Source organism: Streptomyces sp. NPDC018964 (assembly GCF_044390325.1).
GTDB lineage: Bacteria > Actinomycetota > Actinomycetes > Streptomycetales > Streptomycetaceae > Streptomyces.
The window spans coordinates 48401-58416 of record NZ_JBIRYZ010000036.1 but is presented as its reverse complement, the minus strand read 5'-3'; the positions used below and the strand labels follow the sequence as shown (position 1 = coordinate 58416).

Here is a 10016-nt window from a genome sequence, read left to right as displayed (position 1 = left end):
CACAGCCGCTCCCGCGAACCCATCACCGTCGGATAGTCCAGCGGCGCGTCCGCGCCGCTGATCGGGCGCAGCCGGTGGCCTCCGCCGTCGGGTATGCCGACGTGGAGAGGATGGACGAAATCATGCGGAAGCCAGGTCATGGGCGTGAGCCAACCAGGCCGGGAAGCGCCGCGCAAAGGAATATCGCCCCGGCCGGCCGGTGTCACGTGGCGCGGTGGAATCCGTCCCGCGCGTCGGCCGCCGTTCCCGGACCGGACGCGGCGGGAGGCAGGGGCGGCAGGCTCGCGGCGAGGTCCGGCAGCAGGACGGGCTCCAGCCGGACCCGTTCCTGCCTGCCCAGGTAACCCTCCAGTTCCGGCGGCCGGTAGCCCGGGTCCCGGTCGTAGCGCTCCTTGGCGGGCACCGCCAGGAACTCGTTGCCGTCGGGCTCGCCGCGGTCGTCCACCGCCTTCCCGAGCGGCCGGTGCAGCGGCCGGGCCAGTCGGTACAGGCCCGTCCGTGAGGTGTGGAGAGGGCCCGACGCGTCCGGCCGTACACGGAAGTCGACGCATTCCGCGGGCTTCATCACCCGGGGCCCCTCCGCGCTGAGCACGTCGGCGTCGAACTCCAGCCCGTGCCTGCGGGCGTGGTCGACCATCCACAGCAGGGCGATGTCGGACAGCCCCGTCTCCTTGTAGCCGCCGCCGACATCGCCGTGCACCCCGGCGAACCACACCTGCTTCAGCTCCTGGCCCCGTGCGGCGGAGCCGGGCCGCTGGTGCCACAGGGTGGGCCGGAACGCCGAGCGCCGCTCGTCGACGGCCAGCGCGTGGAAGGCCGCCCTGACCCAGTCGCTCAGCTCGGTGTCGTGGAACGCCCAGCGGTGGTTGAACCGGTTCGCCGCCGGCCGCAGCCACGGGGCGTCCGGGACGGGGATGCCCAGGGCGCCGACCGTGTCCCACACCCCGACGAACCCGATCTCCGTCTCGTGCGCGTACGAGCGGCGGAACAGCGTGGCGGCCGCGCCGTTCGGCTGCTCGACGCGGTCGCGGTACAGGGCCCAGGCCTCCGGGATCCGGTCGGCGTGGTCCCGGCGCAGGACGCCGCTGTTGCGCACCAGCCCCGCCAGGCTGCGGGCGGTGAACGCACCGCGGCTGAAACCGAAGAGGAACAGTTCGTCGTCGGGCTCGTACGTCTCGACGAGGAACCGGTAGGCGTCCACGGTGTTCCGGGACAGCCCCACGCCGAACGCGCCGCCGCGCAGACGCTCCCACCGGTGGGTGCCGACCCCGCTGTGGTAGTAGACCCGCTGTTCCTTCCCGGCTGCGGTGCCCGGACGCACGGACAGGGCGACCTTGGCGACGTTGGTCTTGCTCGGCTGGTCCGCGACGTTCCACGTGCCGTCGCAGCAGACGACCAGACGCTTGGCCATGACCATCCCTCCTCGCGAGAGCGTGGAGCGGCGCACAGCACCACCTCCAGGGTCCCACCGTCCGGCACCCCGCGCGATACGGGGCGGTCCCGCGGCGTCCGGTCGATCAGGGGTCGACCGGAGGACGCAGCGGGGGGACTTCCACGGCCCGGTCCGCGTCGGCGAGGCGGTGCAGTACACCGGCCCACGTCTCGCGCACGGCAGCCACACCCTCCGGATCCGGGTGACGGGAGAGCACGACTCCCAGTCCGGAGCGTCCTTCGTGAGCGTCGACCGCGCCGAGGTCCACGTGAACTGAAACCTCCCCGCCGGCCGTCGGTGAACCGACTCACCGACGGCCGGCGCCGGGCCCGATCCGTTGCCGCCGTCGTCGCCGAACGGCCGTTCCCCGGTCCGGCCGGGCCCGGCCGAGTGACCGTCGGCCGGGACCGTGAGACCGCGGATCACCCTGCCCACTCGTGCGGTCCTCCTGGTACGTGTCAGTGGTGGTGACCGCGGCGGCCGAGGGTCTCCACGGGGGTCGCGCCGGGACGGGTCCACTGCGGTACGGGGCGGCTGGTCGGGCCCCAGGTGGCGTTCCCGTCCGCGTCCGTGCGCCAGTACCAGCACGGCTGGTCTCCCTTGGGCCGGCCCTCGGGGTTGTCCTCCCACGCCTCGCCGCGGCCGTAGGGGGTCATATCGAGCAGGCCGAAGGAGCCGTTGGCCGGCTCGATGCCACGGCCCGTCGTGGAGTAGGTGAGGAACGCGCGGTCGCCGTCGCGCAGGAAGCAGGCGAGGTATCCCATTTCCCCGCCGACCGGCTCGTCCAGGTCGCGCACCGAGTACCAGGGCTGGGTGTAGCCCATGAACTCGACGTAGGAGGCCACCTCGTCCCAGGCGCCCGTGGTCAGGACGGCGAAGGAGACGCCGCGGGCGTTGAGGTAGACGGCGTCCTTCAGGTGCCAGGCCGCGGTGGTGCAGCCCTCGCACTGCCCCTGGTGCGGCGCGCCGTCGTACCACATGTGCTTGTAGACCACGAGCTCGTCGCGTCCCTGGAACAGGTCCAGGAACGGGACCGGGCCGTCGGGTCCGACGACCTCGACCGTGCCGTCGAACTCCACCATCGGCAGCCGGCGGCGGGCCGCGGCGATGGCGTCGCCCTCGTGGGTGTGGGCCTTCTCGCGGACCAGCAGCTCGTCACGTGCGGCCTGCCAGGTGGCCAGGTCGACCACGGCCGGGCGTCCGGACAGTGCGGTGGTCGGGTCTTCCGGTGTGGTCGTCATGGGGTCCTCCGTGGTGTCTCGTGCCGGACGGCGCCGTACGGCGGCGCTCTACGGCGGTCACCAGAAGAGACTCGCGCCGGGGCCGGAACTCATCGCGGCGGTGAGCACCTTTTCCGGCGCACGGAAGCGGCGACGCCCGCGCGATCACCGAGCCACAGCACGGGGGAGCGACCGGACGCCCCGCGGTCACGCCCTTCGGGGAAACGCGTCCTGATACGGAACGTGCTCGAGGTGTGACTGTGCGCCCACACCGGCGAGGGCTCGTCGGACCGGCCGGTCTACCCCTCCGCCCCGGCGAATCGGTTCAGACCGAGCACGGCGAGCAGTTGCAGCTTCTCGTGGCCCTCGGTGCGCGGCGGAGCCGTGAGCACGAGCAGGGTCTGGGACTGGTCCTCGGTGAACAGCGCCTGGCAGTCCAGCTCGATCGCGCCGAGTTCCGGGTGGACGAGCGTCTTGTGGTCCTCGAAGCGCTGCGCGACCTCATGCCGCTCCCACAGCTCGGCGAACTCCTCGCTCACCCTCTGGAGGGCGCGCACGAGCTCACCGGCCCGCGACCGCGGGCCCCGCAGCCCGTGGGCGGCGCGCAGGTTCGCGACCTGGGCACGGCTCTGCCGGTCGCGGTCGGCCTCGGGGTAGCGCGATCGTTCCGCGGGATCGGTGAACCAGCGGTAGATCGCACTGCGGGCGAGACCCGTGTGCTTCGACGCGTCCCCGAACAGGGCGGTGGCCATCCTGTTCTGCACCAGCGTCTCGCCCAGGTCGGTCAGAACGAGCGCCGGGGTGTCGTCGAGCCGGTCCAGCACCCGCAGCAGCGCGGGGGCGACATGGGGCGAGGCCGACAGCGGCACCGGTGCGTTGTGCCCGGCCACCCGGTACAGGTAGGTGCGCTCGTCACCCGTCAGCCGCAGCGCCCGGGCGAGCGAGGCCAGCATGTGCTCGCTGGGCTGCGGCCCGCGCCGCTGCTCCAGCCGCGTGTAGTAGTCGGCCGACATCACGGCCAGGGACGCGACCTCCTCACGCCGCAGGCCCCGGGTCCGTCGGCGTGCGCCTGAGGGAAGGCCGACGTCCTCCGGCTGGAGTGCCTCGCGGCGGCGGCGCAGGAAGTCGGCCAGTGCTGCACGGTCCATGGGGCGATTATCGTCCGGCACCGGCGGGCGAGCCAGGGATCGCCGATCCCCCGACAACCGGTCTCTGCCCCCGCGGCGGCGGACCGGCGACGATCGGGGCATGAACATCTCCGGAAACACCGTCTTCATCCCCGGCTCCACCAGCGGCATCGGCCTCGCGCTCGCCCTCGAGCTGAAGGCCAGGGGGAACACCGTCGTCGTCGGCGGCCGGCGCGCCGAGCTGCTGGAACGGATCGCGGCCGAGCACCCCGGCATCGACACCGTGCGGATCGACACCGCGGACGCCGCGAGCGTCGCCTCCGCCGCGAAGCAGGTGCTGGACCGGCACCCGGACCTCAACGTCCTCGTCACCATGGCCGGCGTGATGCGCGTCGAGGACTGGCGCGACCCCGCGTCGTTCCTCGCCTCCGCGGAGGCCACGGTGACGACGAACGTGCTCGGTCCGATCCGTCTGATCGCCGCGTTCGTCGAGCACCTGCAGACGCGGCCGGACGCCACGATCATGACCGTCTCCTCAGGGCTGGCCTTCGCGCCGCTCAAGGTCACGCCGAGCTACAACGCCTCGAAGGCGGCGATCCACATGCTCAGCGAGTCCGTCCGGCTGCAGCTGGCCGGTACCTCGGTGAAGGTCGTGGAACTCGTGCCGCCGTCCGTGCGCACCGCACTGCTGCCCGGACAGGAGGACAACGAACACGCCATGCCGCTCGACGAGTTCGTCACAGAGGCGGTGGACCTGCTCGAGGCCCGGCCCGACGCGAAGGAGATCCAGGTCGAGCGCGTGAAGTTCCTGCGCTACGGCGAGGCCCGCGGCGACTACGACCAGGTCGTGGAGACACTCAACGGCACCGACCCGCACGGGAAGTGAGCCGGAACCGCTCGCGACCGCGCACCCGCCCCGGTCCACACCGCCGGCGCCGCCCGTCCGGTCGTCGCGGTCCACGACGGACGGCGGGAACGGAAGGCCGGCCCGGCGGCCCCGGCCGGCCTTCACCCGCTTTTCGGACCGTCGTCGGTCCGTCCGCTGTCCGTCGGGGCACGGCTCCTCAGCCCATGCGGACCACCGCGTACGTCTCACCGTCCCCCGGCGGCCGTGTCCAGGAGCGGGTGGTGAACGTGTGCAGCCGCCCGCTGACGATCGCGTGGCGCGGCATCCGCACACCGAACTCCCCGGCCACCGCTTCCAGCAGCGACCGTTCCACCTCGGCGGCGTCCTCCAGGGTGCCGAAGAACCGGCTCGGGTCCAGCGCCCGCGGTATGTCCCCGCTTCGCCGGACCTCTTTGTCCGCATAGGTGAACGCGTACTGCTCGGCACCGTCGCGCGCCACCGAGAGATGGAAGAACAGCTCCCCGTGCCATGCCCTGAGACCGCTCCACACCACCACCGCGCGGGTGCCCGCGCCGGCGGCCGGGGCGGGGGAGACGAACCGCCGGCGGTTGAACCCGGCAGGGGCACCGTCGAAGGCGAAACTCCAGCCCGGGCCGGCCCGGCCGACCGCCATGAGGGCCTTGTCGTCGTACGAGGAGAACTCCCCCCGGTGCCACAGCAGTTCCCGGCGCGCCTCCCGGAGGGTCATGGGTTCGTTCAGCACCGCGTCGTCCCCGTCCGCCAGACGGGCGGGCAGTTCCTCCGGCCCCACCCCTTCGACCAGGACGAACCGGTAGCACGTACGGTCGTCGCCGGGGTCGGGCTCCGCGAGCCAGGCCAGGCCGTCCGGGTCGAGCCCGGCCGTCGGCCCCGGTGCCTCGCCCTGCTGCCCGCCCCTCGGGACGGACAGCAGCCCGCGGCCCCGCTCCGGGGCCAGCAGCGACCCGAGCAGCGGGTCGGCCACCCACCCCAGCGGCGCCAGGAGGTCCGGTCCCGAGGGCTCCCACAGGGGCAGGGCCTCCATCAGGGTCCGCCACGCCCCGTCGGTGTCCCCCCACCGCGCCAGCTCCCGGGCCCGCTCCACCGCCTCCCCGAACGGTCCGTCCGCCGTGTACCGGTACGTGCCGCCGCGCACCTGCTCCAGCGTCGCGTGAGCCAGTGACATCTGGTCCTCGTCGGCGCCCCGCAGGTGGAACCTCAGCGTGGAGTCGTCCCGGTGCCGCTGCGCCGCGTGCTCGGCGACCAGCGGTGGCAGCAGCTCGGGCGCGTACCGAGGGTCCGTCACCAGGCCGTCGAAGTACGTCACGGGGGCCTGCCCGAGCAGCCGGCGTATCTGGTCGACCAGTCCGGCGGCCCGGGGCCTGCCGTACTCCTTGGCCTCTTCCAGGGCCTTCACGGCCCGTTCCCAGCCGCCGCGCAGCGCCTCCAGCCGGGCCTCCTCCACCCGGGCGTCCAGCTTCCGCGTCGTGGCGTTGACGAACTCCGGCTTCCCGTCGCCCGGCCGGGCCCGCAGGCTGTGGAACTCCCGGTGCATGTCCCGCATGAACGCGAGGAAGCTCGCGTGCCGCTCGGGTGGCGCGGCCCGCCAGCTCGCCCACGTGTACACGGCCCACTCGCCGTCCTCGTCCACGTCCTCGGGATCCATGAGGACGTAGGTGACGTCGGACTCGACGTCGAGTTGCAGCCCACGCCGCCAGAGGTCCGCTTCCCACCGCTCCTCGGGCCCGGCGTCGTCGTCCAGGTCCTCCTCGAACATGGCCGCGAGTTCCGACTCGTCATCGTGCCAGCGCGCGTCTGCGGTCCCCGCCAGCAGCGACACGAACCCGCCCGCGTGCCGCCATCCGTCGCTGACCTTCAGGAACTCCCGGTACGAAGGAGGCATCCGCCGGCCGAGGCGCTTCTCCAGGGCCGCGATCCGTTCCTCGGACGCGGGCGGGAACCCCAGCCACCGTGCCTGCCGGGCGGCCTCGTCGGCTTCGCCCCGCGCTTCGTCATCCGGCAGGGAATCCGCCCACTCCCCGCTCCACTCGAGCAGGAAGGACCGCCAGTCGAAAGATGGGTTCTCCGTCATGCTCCGATGCTGTCACCCACCACTGACAGTCCCGCGGGAGCCGAGGGCCGCCCGACGGCCGACGGCCCGGCTCAGGCGCGGGCCGTGGGGGAGTTCTGCTCCAGGCGGGTGCGCAGTGTGGTGGCGAAGTCCTCGGCGCGGGCGAGCTGGACGCGGAGCCTGGTGACCTGTTCACCGGCGGCCCGTTCGTAACCGCGGACACGCTCCAGCAGCATCTCCCGCTCCTCGGGCCCGAGTTCCGTGCCGGCGTCGAGGCGGTCGGTGGCGTCCAGCAGGTCGCGCATCTGCTCGAGGGAGAAGCCGAGCGGCTTCATGCGACGGATCACCATGAGCCGCTGCACGTCGTTGTCGGTGTAGAGGCGGAAGCCGCCCCGGGAGCGGGCGGAGGGGATGACCAGCCCGGCCTCCTCGTAGTGCCGGATCGTGCGCAGGGACAGCTCCGTACGCGCGGCGACCTCGCCGATCTGCATGTGCCTGCCGTCCGCGCCCGTCATCCCGGTCCTTCCCGTGCCGTGGCGAGCCGTCCCTGCACGCCTCACCGATCTCTACCCTAACGTTAGGGTAGAGTTGCGGAGGGCGGGAGCGGCCTCGTCGCCGTACCGCCGTCGCCGTGCCGGGGCCGATGGCGCCTCCGGCGAAGACGTGATTCCCGGCAGGAGACAAGTGTGCGCGAGCCCGTGACGCCCAGCGCTGCCGCCTGCCCACCGTGACGCTCCACCCCCGGATCTGAGCCCGGCCGCGTGCTGACAGGCCCTCGCCGGATCCCTCCTCGACTTCGGCTCCGTCTCCCACGGGCCGCCTGCGGGGTGCCGGCCGGCACCACCGTGTTCCTCCCGCGCGCGCCCGCCGAGAAGGGCGTGCCCGAGCACGACAGGTACCTGTTTCGTTGTCCTCCTCTGTTTCCGTCCCGTCCCCGGCCGCGCGTCCGCGCGGTCTGAAGCCCGACTGGCTGCGCGATCCGAAGGTCTGGCGCACCGAGGTGCTGGCCGGCCTGGTGGTCGCGCTCGCGCTGATCCCCGAGGCGATCTCGTTCTCGATCATCGCCGGTGTCGATCCGGCCATCGGCCTGTTCGCCTCCTTCACGATGGCCGTCGTCATCTCCGTCGTCGGCGGCCGACGGGCGATGATCTCCGCGGCCACCGGAGCCGTCGCCCTTGTCATCGCTCCGCTCCACCGCGAGCACGGCCTCGGTCACCTGATCGCCGCGGTCATCCTCGCCGGCGTCCTCCAGATCGTCCTGGGCGTGCTGGGAGTGGCCAAGCTGATGCGGTTCGTGCCGCGCTCGGTCATGGTCGGTTTCGTCAACGCCCTGGCCGTTCTGATCTTCATGGCCCAGGTGCCGGAGATGCGTGACGTGCCCTGGGCGGTCCACCCGCTGATCATCGGCGGCCTGGCCCTGATGGTGTTCTTCCCGAAGGTCACCAGGGTGGTCCCGGCGCCGCTGGTCTCCATCGTCGTCCTGACCGTCATCACGGTGGCCGCCGGCATCGCGGTGCCCACCGTGGGCGACAAGGGCGACCTGCCGTCCTCCCTGCCCGTCCCGGGCCTGCCCGATGTGCCGTTCACGATGGACACCCTGACCACCATCGCCCCCTACGCGCTGGCCATGGCGCTGGTCGGTCTGATGGAGTCGCTGATGACGGCCAAGCTGGTGGACGACATCACCGACACCCACTCCTCCAAAACCCGCGAGTCGATCGGCCAGGGCGTCGCGAACATCGTCACCGGCTTCTTCGGCGGCATGGGCGGCTGCGCCATGATCGGCCAGACCATGATCAACGTGAAGGTCTCCGGAGCCCGCACCCGTCTGTCGACGTTCCTGGCCGGGTCCTTCCTGATGGTGCTGTGCATCGTCTTCGGCCCCGTCGTCTCCGACATCCCGATGGCCGCCCTGGTCGCCGTCATGATCATGGTGTCGTTCGCGACGTTCGACTGGCACTCCGTCGCCCCGAGGACGCTCCGGCGGATGCCCGCGGGGGAGATCACCGTCATGGTGGTCACCGTGGTCTGCGTCGTGGCCACCCACAACCTCGCCGTCGGTGTCGTCGCCGGCTCGGTCACCGCCATGGTCGTCTTCGCCAAGCGCGTCGCCCGCCTCGCCGAGGTCACCGCCGTCACCGATCCCGACGGCACCACCGTGGTCTACCGGGTCACCGGCGAGCTGTTCTTCGCCTCCGCGAGCGACCTCGTCGACCGGTTCGACTACGCGGGCGACCCGCCGAAGGTCGTCATCGACCTGAGCTCGGCGCACATCTGGGACGCTTCCTCCGTCGCGGCCCTGGACGCCGTCGAGACCAAGTACGCCCAGCGCGGCAAGGCCGTCGAGATCACCGGTCTCAACGACCCGAGCGCCCGGCTCCACGGCAGGCTCAGCGGCGAACTGACCGCCGGCCACTGACCGCACACGACCGACGCGTCGGCGCCCACCCGGTGGTGGACGCCGACGCGTCGGTCGTCGTTGTCGCCTGCCCGCCCCCGGCACGGGTGAACTCCCGCCGCCGGGGCGGGAAGAGGCGCACCCGCCCGGCCCGGAACGGACCGCCACGCCGGTGCCGACCGGACGGCCGCACCCCGCCCTGCCGCGACCGGAGCCCGCGGCCGAGCCTTCGGCACCCCTGACACGGCGTCGGATCGCCGGACCGTACGGACACGCGGGGCGGCGGCCGGATCCGCGCGAGCGTGTTCCGGCACGAGAGCACGAGAGGCCGTTGCCGGGTTCCGGCGCGCACCACGAGCGGCCCTCCTCCGCCCCGTTCACCGGAGCGCTCCACCGCGCGGGAAGGGAATCCGCGGGAACGTCCGCTCGCCGTGGACGGCACGGCCGGCGTGCGGGCGACGCGGGCGACGCGGGCGACGCGGGCGGTCGCGTCCCTGCCGTGAACCACCGTCCACGGCGGACGAGTCGGAGCGACAGCCGACCGCGGGACCGACCGCGATCGTGTGCGGTGAAGTCGCGCGACGGGGGTACCGGCTGGGTGACGCGTGACGGTACGGCCCAGGAGGGCGATGGTGGAATCGATGAGTCAACTGCGACAGCTCAGAGCCGTGTACGCGGGCGGTGTGGTCGCCTGGACCCTCTGCCTGTTGCTGACCCTGGTCCAGGAGAACGGGTCGGCACGGCAGATCGTGGTGTTGCTGGGCCTGCTCGCCGTCTTCCTCGTCCTGCTGCTGTGGTCGACCTGGTGCCTCTGGGAAGCAGGGACGCGCCGTCCGGCGGACAGGATGGCGGGCGCGGCAAAGGCGCGGCTCGAGCAGCCCTGACGGCCGTTCCGGGCGGGCG

Annotated in this window: 8 protein-coding genes and 1 pseudogene; 3 read left to right on the top strand and 6 right to left on the bottom strand. The window is 72.6% G+C overall.

Annotation, left to right across the window (positions count from 1 at the left end; all coding sequences use genetic code 11):
- The 4 genes and pseudogenes from ACH5AO_RS35475 to ACH5AO_RS35460 form a co-directional block, all read right to left on the bottom strand.
- Positions 1-140 (bottom strand): annotated as a pseudogene (locus tag ACH5AO_RS35475) (N-acetyltransferase); the annotation flags it as partial.
- Positions 141-202: 62 nt separating this feature from the next.
- On the bottom strand, positions 203-1411 hold the full coding sequence (locus ACH5AO_RS35470; protein WP_398932016.1) for a DUF2235 domain-containing protein: 1209 nt from the start codon (positions 1409-1411) through the stop codon (positions 203-205).
- A gap of 479 nt (positions 1412-1890) precedes the next feature.
- Entirely contained in the window at positions 1891-2673 is a 783-nt protein-coding gene (locus ACH5AO_RS35465) for a DUF899 domain-containing protein (protein WP_398932014.1), read from the bottom strand.
- A 278-nt stretch (positions 2674-2951) separates the two neighbouring features.
- Positions 2952-3800 carry a helix-turn-helix transcriptional regulator gene (locus ACH5AO_RS35460; protein WP_398932012.1) on the bottom strand — a complete coding sequence of 283 codons (849 nt, stop codon included), beginning with the start codon at positions 3798-3800 and terminating at the stop codon, positions 2952-2954.
- Positions 3801-3900: 100 nt separating this feature from the next.
- Between ACH5AO_RS35460 and ACH5AO_RS35455 the strand changes: the two genes are divergently transcribed.
- Positions 3901-4665, top strand: a complete 765-nt coding sequence (locus ACH5AO_RS35455; protein ID WP_398932010.1) for an SDR family oxidoreductase — start codon at positions 3901-3903, stop codon at positions 4663-4665.
- Positions 4666-4843: 178 nt separating this feature from the next.
- On the opposite strand, the gene ACH5AO_RS35450 is transcribed toward ACH5AO_RS35455, so the two are convergent.
- Complete coding sequence (locus tag ACH5AO_RS35450) at positions 4844-6736, bottom strand: SMI1/KNR4 family protein (protein WP_398932009.1); 1893 nt, start codon at positions 6734-6736, stop codon at positions 4844-4846.
- 71 nt (positions 6737-6807) lie between these two features.
- Positions 6808-7230, bottom strand: coding sequence for a MerR family transcriptional regulator (locus ACH5AO_RS35445; protein WP_398932007.1), 423 nt, complete (start codon positions 7228-7230; stop codon positions 6808-6810).
- A gap of 392 nt (positions 7231-7622) precedes the next feature.
- Here ACH5AO_RS35445 and ACH5AO_RS35440 point away from each other — a divergent pair, with 392 nt between their 5' ends.
- A complete protein-coding gene (locus ACH5AO_RS35440; protein WP_398932005.1) occupies positions 7623-9134 on the top strand; it encodes a SulP family inorganic anion transporter in 1512 nt (503 codons plus the stop codon).
- 620 nt (positions 9135-9754) lie between these two features.
- Entirely contained in the window at positions 9755-9997 is a 243-nt protein-coding gene (locus ACH5AO_RS35435) for a hypothetical protein (protein WP_398932003.1), read from the top strand.
- Positions 9998-10016 lie beyond the last annotated feature (19 nt).

Excerpts from the sequence above, each read along its gene's own strand:
- ACH5AO_RS35470 (WP_398932016.1), bottom strand. The coding sequence starts at position 1,411 with ATGGCCAAGCGTCTGGTCGTCTGCTGCGACGGCACGTGGAACGTCGCG.
- ACH5AO_RS35465 (WP_398932014.1), bottom strand. The coding sequence starts at position 2,673 with ATGACGACCACACCGGAAGACCCGACCACCGCACTGTCCGGACGCCCG.
- ACH5AO_RS35460 (WP_398932012.1), bottom strand. The coding sequence starts at position 3,800 with ATGGACCGTGCAGCACTGGCCGACTTCCTGCGCCGCCGCCGCGAGGCA.
- ACH5AO_RS35455 (WP_398932010.1), top strand. The coding sequence starts at position 3,901 with ATGAACATCTCCGGAAACACCGTCTTCATCCCCGGCTCCACCAGCGGC.
- ACH5AO_RS35450 (WP_398932009.1), bottom strand. The coding sequence starts at position 6,736 with ATGACGGAGAACCCATCTTTCGACTGGCGGTCCTTCCTGCTCGAGTGG.
- ACH5AO_RS35445 (WP_398932007.1), bottom strand. The coding sequence starts at position 7,230 with ATGACGGGCGCGGACGGCAGGCACATGCAGATCGGCGAGGTCGCCGCG.
- ACH5AO_RS35435 (WP_398932003.1), top strand. The coding sequence starts at position 9,755 with ATGAGTCAACTGCGACAGCTCAGAGCCGTGTACGCGGGCGGTGTGGTC.